Origin of the sequence: Burkholderia sp. MSHR3999, from assembly GCF_000833595.1 — a bacterium.
GTDB lineage: Bacteria > Pseudomonadota > Gammaproteobacteria > Burkholderiales > Burkholderiaceae > Burkholderia > Burkholderia ubonensis.
Genome location: NZ_JRFO01000004.1, coordinates 31,917 through 51,225, shown reverse-complemented (window position 1 = coordinate 51,225; position 19,309 = coordinate 31,917). Strand labels below are relative to the sequence as shown.

The following is a 19,309-nucleotide window of genomic DNA, read 5'->3' as shown; positions in this document are numbered from 1 at the left end:
TCCATCCATGGAAACGGCCATCCACGCTTTGCCGATGCACAACGATCGTCATGCGGACGGACTGCATCCGGCCGGTGCGGGTGCGGTCACTTTGTCCGAGGCGGCTTTGAGTCAGCTGCTCGACTTCATCATCGCGTCCGGAGGACACGCGGTGCCGCTGCCGCCCCAGGAAGTGCTGGCGCAGCGTCTGGACGTCAGCCGAGTCGTGATCCGCGAGGCGGTTGTGCAGCTGATTGCGCATGGCATGCTCACCGCCTCGCCGCGGCGCGGCACGTACATCACGGAACGTCGCAAATGGCGCATCGTGAACCCAAACGTCCTGCACTGGCGCGCCCAATCGAAGCCGGATCAGGAAGGCCTCCTTGACGAGCTCGCGACGATCGTTTGCCTGATCGCCCCGTCGGCCGCGGCCGACGTCGCCACCCACGCGGACGACGCGGCAATGGAGCGCATCCTCGCCACGTGCGCCACCCGGTGCGCCGCGCGTGACGGCCGGACGTTTCGCGCGGCGTGCTCGAACTTGTACTTCGCGGTCTTCTCGGCCTGCAAAAACTCCCTCTTCTGTCAGCTGGGCGCCTTCGCGGTCGAATGGTGGGCGCACGGCGGAACTGACCCGGATCTGGCGTTCGATGTGTCCGCCATCGAACTGGCGCGCCTGGCCGTTCTGGAAGCCGCGTGGCGCGATCGCGACGCGTCGGCCGCGCACGACGCCATGCGCGAGCTGGTCGCCGTCGACTATTTCCAGGGGGCGAATCGGCATGCCTGACGGACTCGATACCGCAAAGGCGTCGCCGGTCCGGAGGCGAAATCTCCTGTCGATCGGCTGGACGGTCGTCGGCGTGCTCGCCATCGGCGTCGCCGTGTGTGCCCTCGTCAAGGTCAGGCTGACCGGCGCGCTCGCGTGCCTGGTATTCGGTGCGGGCGCGATCTGGGCCGGTCACAGATCCCGGCGCTGGGAGTGATCATGTCGGTATCCGCCTCCCCTCTCGACACACGTATCGCACGCCGGACGCTGCGATACCGGATCGTGCGCTTCGTGATCATCGGCTCGTGCCAATGGCTCGCGCTCGGTGCATTCGTCTGCTGGGCGCTGACGCCGTGGTTCGACTTCTCGATCAACCTCACGCAAAGCTTGCCGGGCACGCTCTACGTGACGCATATCGGCGCGCCGGTCAAACGCGGCGACCTGGTGGCGTTCTATTGGCATGGGGGCGCGACCTATCCTCAGGGCGTCGTGTTCATCAAGCGCGTGATGGGCGTCGCCGGCGACGTCGTGACCGTGCGCCATGGCGTCTATTACGTGAACGACACCCGGATCGGTGTCGCCAAGCCACGGACCCGTGTGGGCGTGCCGCTCACGCCCGCCCGACCCGGCGTGATCCAGCCCGACTCCTACTTCGTCGCCACCCCGCACCCGGACAGCCTCGATTCCCGCTATGCGCTGACCGGCAATGTCCCGCGCTCGGCCATTCAGGGGAGGGCCTATGAAATCTTCTGAGCGAATGATGGCCCGGAGGTGCGCGGTCGCGATGGTGCTCGTGTTGACCGCAGTCACGGCCGACAGCACATGCGCGGGCATGCTTGGGACGGTCGGTCCGACCTACCCGATCGCTGAGCCGAGCGCGGTCGATCAGATCCTCGCGCAGCTGCGCAAGAAGGCCCAGACGGGCGAGCTTGCCCGGCTCCAACAGGAAGCCGTGCGCCGATCGCTGAACAGCGCGAAGAATCCCGCGCCCGTCGACGGCATCCGGACCGCGACGGCGCGAAGCGAGCAGTTGATCGACCCAACCGTCACGTATGCCGAACCCGTGCGCACGGACGACGGCCGCATCGTGATTCCGGCCGGGACCAAGGTGAATCCGCTCGACATCATGCCCTTCACCGAGACGCTCGTCTTCTTCGACGGTCGCGATCCGGAGCAAGCGGCTGCGGTGGCGCGGCTGCTGGCGCGCCCGAACGCACAGGTCAAACCGGTGCTGATTGCCGGATCCTGGCTCGACCTGACCAAGCAATTCAAGACGCAGGTCTATTTCGACCAGAACGGCACGCTGTCGCACCGCTTTGGCATCTCGGAAGTGCCGGCACTCATTCGGCAGCAAGGCAAGGCGCTGTCGCTTTCCGTTGTGCCGGCACGGGAGCTGAACTGATGCGACACGCCACGCACTCGTGCGCCACCTTGCTCGCCGTGCTGCGCCGCGTCGCGCTGCTCCTGCTACTCGGGTCTTGCTCGCTCGTCACGCACGCGCAGAGCCTGAACTGCAACGGCAAGTTCGCGAACCCCATCACCGACATCTGCTGGAGCTGCGTGTTCCCGATCTCGCTCGGCGGCACGCCGATCATCACGGCGGGCCAGGAGGACACGTCGAACCCGAGCGGATTGCTGTGCACCTGCGGCCCGGTGGTGGGACTCAAGATCGGGTTCTGGGAGCCCGTGCGGCGCGTCGACGTGACCCGCGTGCCGTACTGCTTCGTGTCGCTCGGTGGCGTGAAGATCGACCCCGGCATTCGCGCACCCGAGGGCGAGATCCGTCAGCAGCAGGATCTGACGAAGCAGTCCCGCTACCAGGTCCACTGGTATCTCGACCCGATCCTCTTCTGGCTCGAGGTGCTGCTCGATTTCTCGTGCCTCGAAACCGGCAGCTTCGACGTCGCCTATCTCACCGAGATCGATCCGACGTGGAACGACGACGAACTCACGATGCTGCTGAACCCGGAGACGTTCCTGTTCGGCAACCCGATCGCACAGGCCGCGTGCGCCGGTGATTGCGTGCTCTCGAGCGCCGGGTTCGGCAGCAACGCGCTGTTCTGGTGCGCCGGTTGCAATGGGTCCATCTACCCGTTCAACGGCCACGTGCAGGCGCACATCTCCCACGTTCAGGCGAGCTCGCTGCTGGTTCAGCGTATGACCGCCAAGTTGCATCGCGAAGGGCTGATGTGGGGCACCAGCGGCGGCGACGCACTGTGCGGGCCGACCATCCAGCCGGTCATGGACAAGTCCCAATACAAGTACCAGATGCTCTACCCGATCCCGGAGACGGCCAAGATCAACGGTCGCTGCTGTCAGCCCTACGGTCGCACGACGGCAATCTGGGGCGCCGGGAAGAGCTACCCATACAAGGGCGAGGACTTCTCGTACATGGTCTTCCGAAAGAAGAACTGCTGCCTGGGGGTACTCCCATGATCAGGAATTCGATTGCAGTGTGCATCGTGTTGACGGCGATGTCGTCGGCGGCGCCGGCGGAACCAGGTACGCAGCGCGGCATCGTCGCCGATGCACGGTTCCCGACCGTAAGCGCGGGAGAACGCATGCCGGCGGACGATCGCATCCGTGCCGAGCAAGCGCGCATCGAGCGCGAACGCAAGCAGATGTTCGGCGGCGCTCAACCGGGGCCGAACGCGTTCCCGCATATCGCGACACCAGCACCTTCACGCGTTGATCCGTTGGCGATCGCACGGCGTTATGAAGAGCGCGCCGGACAACGCAAGCGGGAGGAGCTGCTCGCGTTCGCCAGTCTGTCGATGCCGGCCGAGTCGCTCAAGCGCTTGATCCGCGACACGGCGCGCGTCGGCGGCGTCGCGGTGCTGCGCGGGTTCAAGGATCGCTCGTTCAAGGCGACGGCCGCCGCGATCCAGGCGTTGGGCGTCGACACGTCGGCCGTGCAGATCAATCCGAACGCCTTCAAGCAGTACCGCGTCAGCACGGTGCCGACGGTCGTGCTCGTCAAGGCCGACCACGTGCTCGATCTCGACGCCGAAGGTTGTGCGCTGCCGGAGAACTTCGCCGGAATCTCGGGTGATGTGACGCTGCCGTACTCCCTTCGCGAGATTGCCCGGCGATCGCCGGCGTATCGGTCCCTCGCGACCCGGATGCTCGCGAGCCTGGGGGAGCACTGACATGTTGACGATTGTGACACTCGCACTGGCGCTCATTACGCTCGCGAAAAAGATCAAGGCAGAACGGAAGGGGCACGCCGGAGACTGGAGGCTTACGGCACAGATCGCGTCGTTCGACGTCGTCGTCGGCGTAATTTTCACAGTGACCGCGCTGGTCCGACGCCTGCTGCCGTCTTTCTCCCGCGTCGTTTCGGTCCCGCTCGTGGTCGCTCTCGCGGTCGCGGTAACGGTCGCGCTCGGCGTGCGGACCTATGCACTCAAGAGGAACGGCCTCCCCTTTGATTTCAAGTGGGATTTGATGCTTTTGCTGCCCGCTCTGCTCTGCCTCTTCATTCTTTACGATTTTGCCGCAGCACTCCCTGACGCAGGAGGACATTGAGATGGCACCTTTTGCGCTCGTACCTGTACCGCGGCAACGAAATGGTGGGTGTCTTCCGCGCGCGATGGTCAGCATCCTGAGCCTGGTCACGTCCGTGGCATTTGCACAGTCGACGCCGGACGCGGCGTTCCAGGCTGGCAAGGACTTCGCCAGTGGAGGCAAGGACGTGGCCGCCGGCGCCGTGAGCACGACGACCGGTCAGCAGAACCTGCCGTACTACAACACCAACGCGCCTGAATCCAGCCAGTTCGGAAACGGGCGCGGCGCGGTCGGTGCCGCCGGATCGCAAAAGCAGATCAGCTGCCAGGGGTATCACGCTGGTTCTGCGTTCGACCAGCAGGATTGCGACGCGGTCAACTTCATGACGCGCAATCCCACCGAGCGGACGAAATTCAAGATCGACAAGAACAAGGACCCGATCATGACCGGCTCGCGCGACCTGATCAAGAATCCGGGCGCGGCGGCCGGGAGCTCCGCGCAGCAATGTCACGTCGAGCAGACCACGATTCCCGGCAAGACCGTCACCGAGACGTGCACCGACAGCATGACCCTCGACAACCAGTCGTGTTCGAAGGTGCTGTCCGTCGACGTTCAGATGAGCTGCCAGCAGAACGAGCTGATGCAGGCGCTGGACCTACCGCGCAACGCGGTGGACCACGTGAAGATCTTCGCGAAATGCGATATGGCGGCCCAATCAAGATCGTATATCGAGATGACTGCCGACGCATTCGGAATCCGCGGCGGCCAGGTCCGAAATGCCTTGGTGAAGATCCCGAAGGACGTCGCCACGATCCCGGCGGACCAGTGGGTTACGACCGCAGGGAACCGGACCGGCTACCTGCTCGTGATGACGCACCCGGACTGGGAGTACCGCATCCGTGACGTGCCCGTGTACATCCTCAGGGATTCTCCCGGATGCCAGCCTGGGTCGACGTCCTGCTCGTATCACATTTACTGGGAATGGGCCGAGCGCCGGTACGACTGCGACCCGGATGGCAACTGCGCGTTCCGTAACGACGTTCTGTCGTCAAACGAAGGAATCGCGACTGGCGTGATCGGCGTTACGTCGGTCACGGACCACTGGGATGACCAGTGCCTGTATCTCGAATCCCGTGCGCGCTAGGCCCGTCATGAACACACCGAACCCTCTCCTTCTCCGCGCCCGACATGGCGTCGCATGCGCCGCGTGGGTCGTCACAGCGGCGCTGGGGCTGTTAATGCACACGCCGGCCGCAATAGCCGATCCGTCGTGCCAGAAGCTCAGCGAGGTTTGCGTCGACGGCCCGTCGACGAAGAACGTCTCGGGCGTCGACGTCACGCGCGCGTGCTGGCGCTACACCGCGACGTACCAATGCCGCTCGGTTAGCGCCGCAAGCGACTGCCAGCCGCTGCGTGATCGGGGCTGCGGCCAGATCGGCACCCAGTGCATCGCCCGCGCCGATGATGGAACGTGCCTGACGCAGGAGAACACATTCCTATGCAAGACGTCGCCGGATCAGGTCGTCAACCAGACGGTCTGCGACAAAGGGACGTTCTGCCAGAACGGAGTGGGCTGCTTCGATACGAGCTCGCCGCAGGACAAGGATTTCGGCAAGTCCGTAGCGTACCTCGAAGCGGCCCGCGAAGCCGGCGTCTACGGTGTCAACCCGAACTCCGTCGAGATCTTCAAGGGCTACAAGGAATCCTGCAGCCTCAAGGGCGTCGGCGGCGCCACGCTGTCGAACTGCTGCCAGTCGAATGACGGCGGCCAGGCCTTCATCAACTATGCAATGCTGGCCGTCGGCGCCGGCAAGGCGATCGCAACCGGCTCCAAGTACCTGTACGACGGCCTCTACCAGACCGTCGACAGCACGCTGATGAGCAAGGGCGTCGGCGCGGCGAACAGCGTCACGTCGATCTTTACCGGCAGCGGCTTCACGCCCACGTTCGGCGCGTACGGGTTCACCTTCAGCTTCTCGTTTTCGTCCGGTTTCACGTTCGTCGGGTTCGATCCGTCGTCGTTTGCGCTGTCGATCGCCATCCAACTCGTGCAGATGTGGCTGCGTTGCGACACGGCCGAGCAAACGCTGTCGCTCAAGCGCGGCCAGAACCTGTGCGTGCACGTTGCCACCTACTGCAGCAAGAAGGTGCTCGGTGTGTGCCTCGAGCGAAAACAGGACCACTGCTGCTTCAACTCGATCCTTGCCAAGCTGATCAACCGCCAGGGCCGGGCCCAACTCGGCATGCCGATGGACCAGTGCGGGGGATTCAACCAGAACCAGATCTCGCAGCTGGATTTCTCCACGATCGATTTTTCGGAATTCATTGCTTCCATTGCGCCGAAAAACCCCGATCAAGGCGCCATCACCGGAAACGTTCAGAAGACCGTGAACGACAAGGTGAGCGGTTACTACGGAAACGGAGACTGAAGATGGACGACAGCACCCATCCACTCGCATTCGAGCAGCTCCACGAGTTCACCGCGCCGGCCGCCCCAGCGGTCCCTGGCAGGGAGCTCGAGGCGTGGAGCAACGGCGCGCGGTTCGCGCTCGACGCGATCGCGCGCGCATCACTGGACCCGCTGAAGGTGGCGCTCGAAGCGTGTGCAGCGGAGGAGGCGCGGTGCGTGGCGGCGCAACAGTTCGAGCCGCCGGCGGAACGCGACACCCTGCCGGATACGGTGCGCGCCGCGATCCGGACGATTGACCTGCAACTGGACTTGATCGCTGCGCGCGCGCCGGGCAAGCGCGTCGACAAGGCACCTGTCGTGCGTGCGCTGACCCACCTCAAGGCCCGTCTGGAGCGGGCGGTCTCGGCGGCGCCCGGTCGGGCCACGGAGGTGCGTGATGACGATTAAAACTCGGATCACCCGCTCGCGCGTGGTGGCCGTCTGCATCGGCTGCGGCTGTGACGATTTCCATGCGTGCTGGGACGACGCGAACAAAAGCCCGTGCTTCTGGGAGCAGGTGGACTACGGCGCAGGTCTTGGCGTGTGCAGCGCGTGCCCGGAGTGCGTCGGCGCCTGGGACGCTGGTGATCGCGCGGCGCGCGTGCCGGTCGACGACCGCGCAGCCGGGGAGCGGACGAGCGATGCGTGAACGCCCCATCCACGATGCCGTGCGCGATCACGAAAACGGCGCGCCGAGGTCGCCGAGCTCCGGCGACCACCGCAGATTCCTCTCTCATTCGGAGAAGACCGTGAACCACTGCACTGTTTCCGATGCCGTACCGCACTCCGACGTGCAACTGGCGCTCGCGCTGCTGGTCCGCCGCGTTGATCGCGTCACGTCCGCCCTGGCTTCGCGGGTCGCGTCGGGCGACGAGACGCCGCAACGCGCGGCCGCGCTGATCGTGCGACACGGTGCGTCGCTGGCCGGGACCGCACACTACTTCGGCGCACCGGACATCGCCCATGCGATCGCGGCTGCGGTCGACCAGAGCGCGGTGCGGCTGAATCCCCCGGCCCGGAATCGGTCACCCTCACTTCGCGCCGCAGGAGCCGCAGCATGACGCCGCTGGCTGCCCCTCGTCCCGTCCGTCTCGCCCTTGCCGTGCTCGCAAGCATCGCGATTACGCCGGCGCACGCGCAAGTCGACGGACAGGTCGTCGACACGCCGTTGCTGCTCATCGCGGATGCGATCCACAATGGCCATGCGCACGGCATCGTCGCGGGCCCGATCGCCGAGCAGTTTCGGCGCCAGTTCAATGCGTCCGGATTGCTGACCGTCGACGTCAGCACGGTGCGCGCGCTCCGCAATCCCGAGTGCAAGCGCCTCAAGCTTGTCTGGTCGCAGGCCGGAGCGCGCACGCCGAACGGGCCGGACACGGCGGTGCTGACCACCGAGATGAACATTTGCGCCGACGGCAGCCCGCCCGGCGACTCGGAGTGAGCCATGCGCATCCAACCTCACGTCGCCGCCGTCGCTCCGCTTCTTGTTGCGCCGCTCATCGCGCTGGCGGCGCCGGCGCAAACCAATCCGCTCGACTACCCGTCGATCTGGCAGTGCGACGCCGGCGACGGTGCCGACAACAACGCGTATGCCCCGCGGTTCAATTGGTATTGCGACCTCAAGAAGCCCGCGCCCGAGCAGGCCGAGGCGCCTGCGCCTGCGTCGGAACCGCAGCCCGCGCCGAGCGAGCGCATCGAGATTCCCGACATCAAGACCGCCGAGCAGATGCGCAAGGAGCTTTCGCGCCGGCTCGACGTCGCGACGATGGAGCCGACGCCCGATCACATCCGCGATTATCTGCAGCTCTGGCAGATGACGCAGGAGAAAGGCGCCGTGTTTGCCGACAACTGGCGACGGGTGGTTTGGCAGGATCCCGCGCTCGACTACACGCTGACGCGGCCGGCCAACAACGCGGCGATCAAGGTCTACGACGCGAAGCGCGACGCCGACGAGGAATCGCAGCTGCGGGCGCTGGCCAAGGACCACGGCTTGATCTTTTTCTTCCGGTCGGACTGCCCGTATTGCCACGCGATGGCGCCGGTGATGCGCATGCTCGCGGACAAGTACGGCATCGACGTGCTGGGCGTCACCGTGGACGGGCGCGGCATCGACGAGTTTCCACATCCTGCTGACGGTCGATCGAAAGCCGCCGCCTGGGGTGTCGAGCGGGTGCCGGCGCTTTTCATTGGCTCGAAGCAGACGGGCGATTACGCGCCGATCGGGTTCGGCGCGATGTCGCTGTCCGAGATCGTGAACCGGATCTTCGTGCTGACCGGCACGAAGGCTGGCGACAACTTCTGACGAGAGGACGCGATGAGAAACTGGATCGATCACTGCCATTTCGGCGACTGTCGCGAACTGATGCGCGTCATGATCGCCGACGGCGTGAAGGTGCAGACGATCGTGACGTCGCCACCGTATTGGGGCCTGCGTTCGTATCTGCCGGACAACCACCCAGACAAGCGTCGGGAGATCGGTCAGGAATCGTCGCTTGCTGAATGGCTTGCAGTCATGGTCGACGTGTTCGATCTGTGCCGCGAGCTCCTTGCGGATGACGGAACCGCCTGGGTGAATATGGGCGATGCCTACGCGTCCGCTGGCGGTGCTTCAGGTGGTCGGCCTCCCGTCGCGGGAACGATGGTCTTTCGCGATACGTGCCGCGTTGGCACCGTGCCAATAGGCCTGAAGCCGAAGGATTTGATGGGCCAGCCGTGGCGCCTCGCCTTCGCGCTGCAAGACGCCGGATGGTATCTCCGGCAGGACATCATCTGGCACAAGCCGAATCCGATGCCGGAGAGCGTGCGCGATCGCTGCACAAAAGCGCACGAGTACCTGTTCCTGCTGACCAAGAGCGAGCGGTACTACTTCGACTCGGACGCCATGCGCGAGCCTCGCTCGAGCGATGAAGATGCCGCAACGTTTCGCGGCGCCTGCTACGTTGGCGGAGAAACCGACAACGCCCATCTTGGTCAGCGCAAGGTCATCGGCAATCGACGTGTAAAGGTGCCCGGTGGCTGGGATACGCGAGAAGGCGCACACGGCTCGTTCCATCACGGGGGGCGCGGTGAAGCTGAATACCGTGTCGATACCGGCGACGGGCGACGCATGCGTCGGTCTGTCTGGACCATTGCCACGCAACCATTTGCCGCAGCCCACTTCGCCACCTTCCCGGAAGCGCTGGTCGAGCCTTGCGTGCTCGCGGGCAGCCGGCCGGGTGATGTCGTGTTCGATCCGTTCTTCGGCAGCGGCACGATGGGTCAGGTCTCGCAACGCCTCGGCCGGCACTTCGTAGGCTTCGAACTGAATCCCGACTACGAGCGCCTTCAACGCAAGCGTTTGCGGCAACCGGCGCTCGCGCTCGCTTGACCGACGGAGGACACCATGACCCAATCTAATCGCAGCGTCGATGCACTGACGGATCACCAACGACACATCCTCGACGAGCCGAGCGAGCTTGAACAGGTAATCGCCTGCCTCGGCGACGACGCTGCCTCGTTGCGCGACGCAGACCAGTTCGTCGAAATGGCCGACAACATGGATGCCGCAGTGCGCCTGCTCTCGGCTTGCTTGCCCGCTATGGCGACAGACGCGGCCGCCACGCGCGCGAACGGCATCGTGAACCTGACGCAGCACGCGTTCGAACTGGTCGGCGCGATCGAGCGCATGCCGGGTTCGCCAGAGCGCGCGGCGATTGCGGCGCAAGCCAAGGCACTGCGCCGCGAACTCGTCATGGCGACGAGCGAATCACTGTTCGGCGAGGACACCCTCGCGCGGGCGCCGGAAGCGGTAGCGTTCCAATCCCGCGTGCAACCGTGGCTGCTCGAATGCTTCGGCGCGGAGATCGCGGCCGATCGCGCCGAGCGGAATCACCGGTTCCTCGAAGAAGCGCTCGAACTGGTGCAGGCATGCGGTTGCACGGCCAGTGACGCGCACCAGCTGGTCGACTACACGTTTAGCCGCCCGCTCGGCGAGCCGATACAAGAGATTGGCGGCGTCATGGTCACGCTGGCGGCGCTGAGTCTCGCGAACGGGCTGGACATGTATGCGGCCGCCGAAGCGGAACTCGCGCGTGTCTGGACCAAGATCGAACAGATCCGCGCCAAGCAGGCCGCGAAGCCCAGGCACTCTCCTCTCCCAATCACGGTCGCTTCGGTCCAATCCGATTGTGTGCCGGTGGGGCGCGAGCGTCTCCTTGCTCTTCTTGCGCAAGTTCGCGTCGAGTTATCGCAGGTGGAGTGGGAGAGCGATCCACCGAATTGCGTTGTCGCTCTCTTTTCGGAGATTGACGCTGTTCTTACTGCGGGATCGGTTGAGATCGCCGCCGCCGGCGCTGGGACGAGGCGTTGACGCGTATGGACGACCTCTTTTCACTCGCACTTGCGGCGCGCTGCCAATGGGTGCTCGCGACGTGCCTCGACCCAGAGCTAACTGGCGATAAACGCGATATCGATCCCTACGGGATTGCGATGGAACGCGCGGAGGATCTCGCACGAGAAGCAGCCCAGGCTTTCGCGGGCGAGCCGTGCCCGCCATTGCTGGTTGACGTGCCCTTTCTTTGCGGAGTTTTCGAGCATGAAGTCGCTCTTGTGCTCGCGGATCGAGCTGCTGCGACTGATGCGGCCGAGCGTGACCTCGCGCGCGAACGTGAGCGCCAGTGCGCTGAGGTGTTGATCGCGAACGAGGATTGGGAGGCGTTGCACCTGCCGACTCCCGATCGACTCACGGCGAAGCTACTGACTGGAGAGCCCGCTGAGGTTTGCTGCCACCGTCTGGAATACGAGGAAGAGCTTGACATTGTTTGGTTCACAAGTCCCTACGGTGTCGACGGCGTGCTCTGCAGCGGTGCACCAGACGTCGCCACGATTAAGTCGTTCTTGATCGATATGGCGAGGGGCGTCGAATACGGTCCCATTCCGTGACAACCGAAGGATTCCACATTAATTAAGGAGTCGATCGTGGCTAAAGACTACCCGCTCGAAATTGAGAACGTCGGTGACGACACCTACATCGTCATGTCGCGAGGCCACCATGACGTGCATGAGTTCATGAGGCAGGTGCGGGCAGACGGATACAGCTGGCCGCTCGGCATGCCGCAGCACGTCTGGATGCGCGCCGTTCCTTCGCGCGACCCGTTTGTGATTTGTCGCTACGTTGAATCTAGCGAAGGTGCGCGCGGCGCGTTCCCATGCACGTACGCATGGGAGGCCTACAACGAACGACGATACGAGGCGATCATGGCCGCAGCCGGATCCAACCAAGCATGAGCCGCCTCACGAAAGCGCAGCGCGAACAGGTGCGCCAAATGTTCGGCGGCCGGTGCGCCTATTGCGGCACGGAGCTGGCACAACGTTGGCATGTAGACCACGTCGATCCCGTCGTGCGTGCGGTCGAGACGAAGCGCGCCGAGGGCGGTCAATGGCGGCTCGTGGGCGGCCCGCCCAGGCATCCCGAGCGCGACGTCGAGTCGAATTGGATGCCGTCCTGTCCGCCTTGCAACATCAGCAAGGGGCAGATGTCGCTCGAGCAATGGCGGCGATGGCTCGCCGGGCACGTGGCCTCCCTCAATGCGTACCACCCGATTTACCGCCTGGCGAAGTGTTACGGGCTGGTCCAGGAAACCGGTGCATCGGTCGTCTTCCATTTCGAGCGCGTCGCTGCACGCGCGGTCCTTTCAGGAGCCGTCCAATGAACTCCCCCAACCAATATCAGCTGATTCCCTGCCCGTTTTGCGACCGTGATGCCGTGATGCGGGTGTCCGAGGGGAAATTCGGCGGGAGCTGCGTCGATCTCGCGTGCCCCGGCTATCAGATGGCGCTCACCTTCAACGATCTCACCACTGCGGCGGCGGCCTGGAACCGACGCGCCGGGTCGCTGCATCCGGACGATGTCGCCGTCGATATCTTTGCCGCCCGAATGAAACGGAAGCTCGCCAGGAAGCGCGCCGAAGGCCGGGGCGGTTGGAATGATCCCGCGAGTTGCCACGTCAGCACGCTCGCGCGATATCTCGTCGAGCACGTCGGCAAGGGAGATCCGATCGACGTCGCCAACTTCGCAATGATGCTTCACCAGCGCGGCGCGGATAACGGCGTTTTGCCGGCGGCACTCCATGTCTACATGGAGCCCATCACGTTCAAGGAGATCTGATCATGGCGCGCTTCAGACCCGTCCCAACGGCCAACGAACTGCTCGCGGTGATGCACCCGGGCGTTGCCTACGCACCGTATGTGCTTGCCAGCCAGTTCAACCTGAAGGCCGACCGCATTCGACCGTTGCTCGACGAGATGCTCGCGGCCGGTCAGCTCTCACCGATTCACGTGTCGAACTCGAGATCGTGCAACGTGTGTATCGCCGGTACCGAGCCGCGCCCCGCCGCTTCCGACGAGAAGTATGTCGGCGTGCCGGCCGCGCCGCGTCGGTATTTCGTGATGACCGGTGACTTGAACGCGTACGCCGCCGAGCTCAGGCGTCGGGCGGACCTCTGCATGATGGTGCGGCGATGAGCGAGAACAGCGAGATCGAGTGGACCGACCATACCTGGTCGCCATGGGAGGGATGCCAGAAGGTCGGCCCGGGATGTGACCACTGCTATGCCGAGTCCATGAACCGGTGGTTGCGCCGGGGCGAGAACTGGGGACCCGGCGCGCCACGCGGCACGTACGGCCCTCGGCATTGGGACAAGCCGCTGAGATGGAACGAGCGAGCGCGCGTCGCCGGCCGGCCCGTTAAGGTCTTCCCGAGCGTGTGCGATCCGTTCGACAACGCGGCGCCCGCCGGCGCGCGCCTGGCGTTCGGCCAGCTGATTCTCGCCACGCCCGCACTGACGTGGCTGCTGCTCACCAAGCGCATCGGCAACGCCGGCACGATGCTGGCGGAAATGTTCCCGGGCGGCACGCCCGGCAACGTGTGGCTGGGCGCGACGGTGGTCAACCAGGACGAGGCGGACCGCGATATCCCGAAGCTGCTCACCACGGCGGCTCGTATCCGGTTCCTGTCGATCGAACCGATGCTCGGTCCGATCGACCTCGAATCCGTGCGGTGGCCCGGCCTCGACGGGCATCGCGTCGACGTGCTGCGCGGCGGTTACTGGAACGAGGCGCCGTATGTCATCGGCGCGCGATCGGCCACGCTCGATGCCCCGAAAGGCGGGTTCACGAGTCATTCGGACTTCCCGAGCACGATCAACTGGGTGATCGCCGGCGGTGAAAGCGGGCGCAGTGCCCGCATCACGCACCCCGTATGGGTCCGTCGCCTGCGCGATCAATGTCATGGGGCCGACGTGCCGTTCCTCTTCAAGCAATGGGGACAGTGGATGCCGGGGACCGACGCCACCAACGAGCAGATCGAGGCGGCCCGGTCCGGCGCGTGGATTCAACTGTCCGGTCATGTCCACGATGGGAACGACCCCGCGGTGTTTGCCAACGGCGACGCCCACATGCTGAGTGTCGGCAAGAGGCTCGCCGGGCGCATGCTCGATGGCGTCGTCCACCACGCGTTCCCGGACTCGGCGCCGCGCTCCAGCACTGTCGACAGCGTTGCGGCTCGCTGGGATCTCCCGGCGCGACGCGTCATTCCTATCGTTGGAGACCGCTATGTCTAAGGTGCTCTCGGTCAAGGCGTATCGCCTCTCCCGTGGCGCGCAGCGCTGGCTGCAGGCCGTCGTCGCCGCGCTCTCCCTCGCCTGCCTTGTCTACACGCAGCCATCGGCCGCCATGTCGATGCAGGACCTGTTCAACAGCGTCAATGCGATGGGCAACGTCACGGGCCCGGGGGCGCTCCAGGGCCAGACGATGGACATGTTCTCCGGCGGCTCGCTCTTCATGCGTATGCCCCGGCGCACCTATCAGGTCGCGTCGATGACGCCGCCGTCGTGGAACGCCGGCTGCGGCGGCATCGACCTGTTCATGGGCGGCTTCTCGTTCATCAACAAGGAGCAGTTCGTCGCGATGCTGCGCAACATCGGCTCCAACGCGCTCGGCTATGGCTTCAAGCTGGCAATCCAGAACCTGTGTCCGACGTGCGACAACGTGATGCAGGCGCTCGCCGCGACCGCGCAGCAGGTCAACCGGTTGAACATGGATTCGTGCACGGCGGCCAAGGGGCTCGTCAATGCCGCCCTGCCCGACACCTGGACCCGTGGCAAACAGGACGCCGCCAAGAACTTCGGGGTCGACAGCAACATCTTCGAGAACATCACTGACGCCTGGACCAACGTGATGGATGACGAGTCCAAGGCGAACGACGTGATCGACACCGTCAAGAACAACAACCCGCAGGCCAAGGACGTGCTCCCCACCGGCAATGTGGTGTGGAAGGCGCTCAAGCACGTCGACGGGATGACGGACGAGGACCGGATGGTCCTGATGTCGCTGGTCGGCTCGATGATCTTCCCGACCGATTCGGGCACGCCACAGACCCCCCGTCCGCTGATGCCCACCGACATCGACGTCGCCACGCTGATCGGCAGCGCCATCGACAAGGGCAGCAAGGTGAAAGTCCCGATCTGGCGGTGCGACACGACGACCGACGACGGGTGTCTGCATCCGTACCCAGACAACCTGAGCACGGACAGCTTCTACACGATGGTCGAAAACCGCATGACGAGCATCGCGGATCACATCGCTAATCGCTCGCCCCACGACAACGTCGACCAGGTCATTGCGTTCCTGAATACGACCGACCTGCCGGTCTACAGCATGATCGCGACCGGCACGCGTTACGGCAACACATCGTTGAGCGACGGTGCGATCGCGACCTACGTCGATCTGGTCGCGGCGAAGTACGCGGAGGTGTACATCCGGCGGTGCGTCAAGGATCTGCAGGAAGCGATCGGCAAGTACATGGCACTCGCGGACGCCACCCAGGCCGATTCGCTCAAGGAGATTCAGCCCCAGATGGACCGGGTCACGAATCTCGCCCACCAGGCCCTGATGAAAGCGTATTCGCAGACCGTGAGCACCCACAACATTGCGCTCGAGCTGCAGGCGATGGAGCGGGCCGTCGACGCCAACCTTTCCGAGACGCTGCGCAATTCGCTCGCGTTCGGCAAGAGCCTCAACTAGGGGGCCACATGGGCATCGAGATCCAGACCTGGTGGAACGTCGACACGCTGTACTACGTGTTGAACGCGGTCGCGGCGACGATGATGAGCAATGGCTACAGTGGGCTCCTGAAGTTCGTGTTCGTCATCGCGCTGATGATCGGCCTGTTCGGCTACGTCGGACGGCAGTTCGAGCTGATGATGTGGTTCATTCAGGCGCTGATGTTCGTGACGATCCTGAACCTGCCGATCGCGCGCGTCGCGCTTGTCGATCGCACCGGCCTCGAGCCGCCGCGGACCATCGATCACGTCCCCGTCGCATTGGCAAGCGTCGCGCAGGCGAATTCGCTCGTCTTCAATTACCTGACACGCGGTTACGAGACCGTGTTCGGCGTGCCGGATGATCTGGGCCTCGAGAAAGGCGACGTCGGCTTCGGCCACCGGATCCTGCGCCAGGTCAATTCGGCCGTCGTGCGTGATCCCGGCTTGCGTGCCGACCTGATGCAGTTCTTCAAGGAATGCACGAAGTACGACATCCTCGACGGGGTGATCACGCCCGACCAGATCGTCGCCGGGACCGACACCTGGAACACGATCTTCAGCAACACAAGCCCGGCGCGCTTCGTCACGTATAACGTGCTGACCAATACGCCCAAGACCGATACCTGTGTTGCAGTCGCGCAGGTACTGAAATCGCGTGTCGACGGCGCGGTGACCAGCGCGCAGCAGTTCTACGGCCGCCAGGCGTTCCCTCAGGCCAGCTCGGACGGACTCGCGCAGCAGATGTTCCTGTCGACGGTATCGACATCGAACTCGTGGCTGCTCGACTCATCAGCGTCCGCGTCGGATGCGATGAAGCAGGCGATGTTCAACAATCTGTGGCGCGACGCCGGCACCGCGATGGCGCGCGCGCACAACGACCCGGCGGCGATTGCAGACACCAACGCGCTGATCGCCGAGGCGGAAGCGGCACGCCAGGCGAACGGCTCGAACAGCACGCTGAGCCTGCTCGGCCAGGAGACGATCCCGCATATGCGCAACTGGATCGAGGCCATCCTGTATGGCCTCTTCCCGGTGGTGGTGACGTTGATGGTCCTGGTGCCGGCGGAGGCCGCCAAGCGGGTGCTCGCCGGCTACTTCATGGGGCTGGTGTGGATCGGCCTGTGGCCGGTGCTGTTCGCGATCATCAACCACCTGTCGCTGATCCACCTCCACAGCAAGCTCGCGGCGCTCAAGCTCTCGGCAGGCGTGCCGTTCCAGCTGAGCAACGTGTTCGACGCCACGATCGTCGACGAGCAGGCGATGATCGGCTACATGGTGGTGCTCGTCCCGTTCATTGCCGGCGCGGTCGTGAGAATGGCGGATGGTCAGATCTATGGGCTGGCCGACCGGATGATCTCGGGTTTCAGTTCGGCAGGCGCGCGTTCGGGCGCGGCGATCGCGGGCGGCAACTACAGCATGGGGCAGTCCGGCATCGACACGTCGTCGGTGAACACCACCACGATGCAGAAGTTCGACAGCGGCTTCGCGTCGAGCAGCGGCAGCACCGCGATACAGCTCGCCGACGGCAGCACGCTGCGGGTGTCGAGCAACGGGCGTGCCGCGCTCGATCGCTTCCAGGAACACATGCTGCAGAGCATGGTCGCGGCCGACGAACGCTCGATCGGCCGTAGCAATGAGCGGTTCAGCGGCACGTCGAACTTCTCGGGCAGCTCGAACATATCGCGGACCGGCACTTCCCTCTCGGGCGCCGAGACCTTCGGGCATTCCGCCGACCGCGGCACGAGCCAGGGCACGAGCCAGCTGAATGCGGTGACGGACAGCGGCGGGTTGAGCGGACGCAGTGCACACGACGAGTCGGTCGGTCGCGATCGCACTATCCAGTCGCAGTTCGGACAGAACGTCCAGGCTCAAGACAGCATCATCCTGCGGGCCGGTGCGGGTGGGCGTCTCGGCGCTGACTCGAGCGTCGAGAGCGGAAATCCGGGGCGGCCAACGGGGCAACCACGCGGTAACAACGTTGCGCGCGATCAAGCGCGTGTGCGACGCGCGATGGAACAAGGTGGCGCGTCACCGCAACAAATCGCGGACGCCATGGACCGGGTTGGTTCGTCGCAGGCACCAGCACAAGCGTCTACCCCCGCGACACAACGCCACAGCCGAGGCAGTGTAGGTTTCGACGGCCATCTCGGTGCGGATCTCACCGGCGTCCGCACTTACGCAGCGGACCAGGCTAGATCGTACTCTGACGGTGACAGTCATCGAAATAGCGATTCCGCTACTCGCGCAGCTGAGTACTCCCACACCGGGTCGGCAACGGCTCAGAACACGACCGGTGAGCAATCGGCTCAAAGCGATCGGCACGATCGCACCGCATCGAGAACCACGACGTCCGAATCGGCCAACCAGAGCGAGAGCGGCTTCCGGCGCGAGTCGGGATCGCGGACCTCGTCCGCGTCCAATAGCTCGCGGCGCCATGAAGTGATGGAGAACATGATGGCCGACCCCGAGCTCTTCTGGAAGGTCGCGCAAGCCAATCACATGTCCGCGACCCGCTTCGTGCTGCAGTCCGAGGACAAGATCGTCGGCATGGTCGGCCAATATCTCGACAACCAGGCGATCGCCCAGCACGTTTCCACGCCGACGTGGGGCAGTCCGTACGCGCCCGATGCGCCCGGCTACGGCTCTCACGACACGGGGCGGGCCGCGTCCCGTGCGTCGGACGGCTCCCGTCGTCGCCCAGACGGCGAACGCGCGCGCACGTTCGACTCGATGGTGCGCGATACCGGGTTTGGCTCGGTCACGCCGGTTCAACCCAACATGGCGCCGCCCTCGGAGATTGCCGGCGCACGCGCCGATGCCAGTGCGCCGCTCATGCCCAGCTCACCGCAGAGCCTGGGCGCGCGTGCGCAGGACTTCGACAAGGAGGTTCAACGATACGCGAGCCCGGATCGGGCGCTCGGCGAGGGGCGCGTCACGCAGACGGAAGTGAATGCGGCGAATGAGGGCCGGGATCTGCACGACACCGCCCGGCGGGTCGCCAACACCGTGAAGGAAACGGTTGGCCTCAAGCCGGGCGAGGACTACGACAAGAAGGACGTGCCGCCGAGGATTAATTGATTTGAATACAGCCGGGAGACCACATGCGCGTATTTGCTCCAGTTTCCGGGTTGTACCACATCGGTGGGTTGAACTCGGACTCTGGGTGATCCCAAATCGGGCGGTCAAACGGATCCGACGGCACGAGCGGCACCCCTTTATCGGCGAGATATCGAGGAATACCGAAGATGCTCTCAAACGCAACGATCATCAGTCGCACGACCAGCAGGTCGAACACGACGTTCGCCGCCACCGGGTGGCCGATCGAATCCAGCCCGGCGTGGAGCGCGAACGCGAGCGGCACCATCACGAGCAACCACCGTCCGCGGCGCGCAAACCAGCGCAGCGCGCGGAAATGCAGAAACGGATGCCACAGCGCATGGAACAGGTTCTTCATGGCCACCCCCGCTGTCGGACGCCATTCATCTGTTGTGCTGGATGTGTCTCAGGCGTCTGGGTATGTTGGTCCGG

The 19,309-nt window shown here is 64.7% G+C and carries 25 protein-coding genes; 24 read left to right on the top strand and 1 reads right to left on the bottom strand.

Annotation, left to right across the window (positions count from 1 at the left end):
- Positions 1 to 7: 7 nt before the first annotated feature.
- The 24 genes from KY49_RS12980 to KY49_RS12865 all read left to right on the top strand — a co-directional run bounded on the left by KY49_RS12980 (position 8) and on the right by KY49_RS12865 (position 18,859).
- A complete protein-coding gene (locus KY49_RS12980; protein ID WP_231636390.1) occupies positions 8 to 766 on the top strand; it encodes a FadR/GntR family transcriptional regulator in 759 nt (252 codons plus the stop codon).
- Positions 759 to 962 (top strand): hypothetical protein, encoded by a 204-nt coding sequence (locus tag KY49_RS12975; RefSeq protein ID WP_042585064.1) that lies wholly within the window; start codon positions 759 to 761, stop codon positions 960 to 962. Before KY49_RS12980 ends, KY49_RS12975 begins: the two co-directional genes overlap by 8 nt.
- Before the next feature lie 65 nt (positions 963 to 1,027).
- Complete coding sequence (locus tag KY49_RS12970) at positions 1,028 to 1,498, top strand: S26 family signal peptidase (RefSeq protein ID WP_052495655.1); 471 nt, start codon at positions 1,028 to 1,030, stop codon at positions 1,496 to 1,498.
- Entirely contained in the window at positions 1,485 to 2,147 is a 663-nt protein-coding gene (traW, locus tag KY49_RS12965) for a type-F conjugative transfer system protein TraW (RefSeq protein WP_063840477.1), read from the top strand. The genes KY49_RS12970 and traW overlap by 14 nt, the downstream gene beginning before the upstream one ends.
- Positions 2,147 to 3,181 carry a conjugal transfer pilus assembly protein TraU gene (gene traU, locus KY49_RS12960; protein WP_088503146.1) on the top strand — a complete coding sequence of 345 codons (1,035 nt, stop codon included), beginning with the start codon at positions 2,147 to 2,149 and terminating at the stop codon, positions 3,179 to 3,181. Before traW ends, traU begins: the two co-directional genes overlap by 1 nt.
- Before the next feature lie 185 nt (positions 3,182 to 3,366).
- Complete coding sequence (gene trbC, locus KY49_RS12955; RefSeq protein WP_231636389.1) at positions 3,367 to 3,894, top strand: type-F conjugative transfer system pilin assembly protein TrbC; 528 nt, start codon at positions 3,367 to 3,369, stop codon at positions 3,892 to 3,894.
- A 1-nt stretch (position 3,895) separates the two neighbouring features.
- Positions 3,896 to 4,273 carry a hypothetical protein gene (locus KY49_RS12950; RefSeq protein WP_042585062.1) on the top strand — a complete coding sequence of 126 codons (378 nt, stop codon included), beginning with the start codon at positions 3,896 to 3,898 and terminating at the stop codon, positions 4,271 to 4,273.
- Positions 4,274 to 4,337: 64 nt separating this feature from the next.
- Positions 4,338 to 5,396, top strand: coding sequence for a hypothetical protein (locus tag KY49_RS12945; protein ID WP_156162491.1), 1,059 nt, complete (start codon positions 4,338 to 4,340; stop codon positions 5,394 to 5,396).
- 7 nt (positions 5,397 to 5,403) lie between these two features.
- Positions 5,404 to 6,681, top strand: a complete 1,278-nt coding sequence (locus tag KY49_RS12940) for a conjugal transfer protein TraN (protein WP_082062343.1) — start codon at positions 5,404 to 5,406, stop codon at positions 6,679 to 6,681.
- A gap of 2 nt (positions 6,682 to 6,683) precedes the next feature.
- Positions 6,684 to 7,109 (top strand): hypothetical protein, encoded by a 426-nt coding sequence (locus KY49_RS12935; RefSeq protein ID WP_042585060.1) that lies wholly within the window; start codon positions 6,684 to 6,686, stop codon positions 7,107 to 7,109.
- A complete protein-coding gene (locus KY49_RS12930; protein ID WP_082062342.1) occupies positions 7,099 to 7,350 on the top strand; it encodes a hypothetical protein in 252 nt (83 codons plus the stop codon). Before KY49_RS12935 ends, KY49_RS12930 begins: the two co-directional genes overlap by 11 nt.
- Complete coding sequence (locus tag KY49_RS12925) at positions 7,343 to 7,762, top strand: hypothetical protein (RefSeq protein ID WP_231636388.1); 420 nt, start codon at positions 7,343 to 7,345, stop codon at positions 7,760 to 7,762. The genes KY49_RS12930 and KY49_RS12925 overlap by 8 nt, the downstream gene beginning before the upstream one ends.
- Positions 7,759 to 8,142: a hypothetical protein gene (locus KY49_RS12920; protein ID WP_231636387.1), complete on the top strand. Its 384-nt coding sequence runs from the start codon at positions 7,759 to 7,761 to the stop codon at positions 8,140 to 8,142. The genes KY49_RS12925 and KY49_RS12920 overlap by 4 nt, the downstream gene beginning before the upstream one ends.
- A 3-nt stretch (positions 8,143 to 8,145) precedes the next feature.
- Positions 8,146 to 9,003, top strand: a complete 858-nt coding sequence (locus tag KY49_RS12915; protein ID WP_042585059.1) for a conjugal transfer protein TraF — start codon at positions 8,146 to 8,148, stop codon at positions 9,001 to 9,003.
- 12 nt (positions 9,004 to 9,015) lie between these two features.
- Complete coding sequence (locus KY49_RS12910) at positions 9,016 to 10,068, top strand: DNA-methyltransferase (RefSeq protein WP_042585058.1); 1,053 nt, start codon at positions 9,016 to 9,018, stop codon at positions 10,066 to 10,068.
- A gap of 15 nt (positions 10,069 to 10,083) precedes the next feature.
- Entirely contained in the window at positions 10,084 to 11,049 is a 966-nt protein-coding gene (locus KY49_RS38500) for a hypothetical protein (RefSeq protein WP_063840476.1), read from the top strand.
- A 5-nt stretch (positions 11,050 to 11,054) separates the two neighbouring features.
- Positions 11,055 to 11,621, top strand: coding sequence for a hypothetical protein (locus tag KY49_RS12900; protein ID WP_052495652.1), 567 nt, complete (start codon positions 11,055 to 11,057; stop codon positions 11,619 to 11,621).
- A 36-nt stretch (positions 11,622 to 11,657) separates the two neighbouring features.
- A complete protein-coding gene (locus tag KY49_RS12895; protein WP_052495651.1) occupies positions 11,658 to 11,966 on the top strand; it encodes a hypothetical protein in 309 nt (102 codons plus the stop codon).
- On the top strand, positions 11,963 to 12,391 hold the full coding sequence (locus KY49_RS12890; protein WP_042585057.1) for an HNH endonuclease: 429 nt from the start codon (positions 11,963 to 11,965) through the stop codon (positions 12,389 to 12,391). Before KY49_RS12895 ends, KY49_RS12890 begins: the two co-directional genes overlap by 4 nt.
- On the top strand, positions 12,388 to 12,846 hold the full coding sequence (locus KY49_RS12885; RefSeq protein ID WP_042585056.1) for a Lar family restriction alleviation protein: 459 nt from the start codon (positions 12,388 to 12,390) through the stop codon (positions 12,844 to 12,846). The genes KY49_RS12890 and KY49_RS12885 overlap by 4 nt, the downstream gene beginning before the upstream one ends.
- A gap of 2 nt (positions 12,847 to 12,848) precedes the next feature.
- The gene (locus tag KY49_RS12880; protein WP_042585055.1) at positions 12,849 to 13,202 is read left to right on the top strand and encodes a hypothetical protein; all 354 of its coding nucleotides are present in this window, start codon (positions 12,849 to 12,851) and stop codon (positions 13,200 to 13,202) included.
- Positions 13,199 to 14,299 carry a phage Gp37/Gp68 family protein gene (locus tag KY49_RS12875; protein WP_082062341.1) on the top strand — a complete coding sequence of 367 codons (1,101 nt, stop codon included), beginning with the start codon at positions 13,199 to 13,201 and terminating at the stop codon, positions 14,297 to 14,299. Before KY49_RS12880 ends, KY49_RS12875 begins: the two co-directional genes overlap by 4 nt.
- Positions 14,292 to 15,761, top strand: a complete 1,470-nt coding sequence (locus tag KY49_RS12870) for a conjugal transfer protein TraH (RefSeq protein ID WP_042585054.1) — start codon at positions 14,292 to 14,294, stop codon at positions 15,759 to 15,761. The genes KY49_RS12875 and KY49_RS12870 overlap by 8 nt, the downstream gene beginning before the upstream one ends.
- Before the next feature lie 8 nt (positions 15,762 to 15,769).
- Positions 15,770 to 18,859, top strand: a complete 3,090-nt coding sequence (locus tag KY49_RS12865) for a conjugal transfer protein TraG N-terminal domain-containing protein (protein WP_042585053.1) — start codon at positions 15,770 to 15,772, stop codon at positions 18,857 to 18,859.
- Here the strand turns inward: KY49_RS12865 and KY49_RS12860 are convergent.
- Complete coding sequence (locus tag KY49_RS12860; RefSeq protein ID WP_042585236.1) at positions 18,852 to 19,235, bottom strand: hypothetical protein; 384 nt, start codon at positions 19,233 to 19,235, stop codon at positions 18,852 to 18,854. The two genes, KY49_RS12865 and KY49_RS12860, sit on opposite strands and share 8 nt — an antisense overlap.
- Between the last annotated feature and the right edge of the window lie 74 nt (positions 19,236 to 19,309).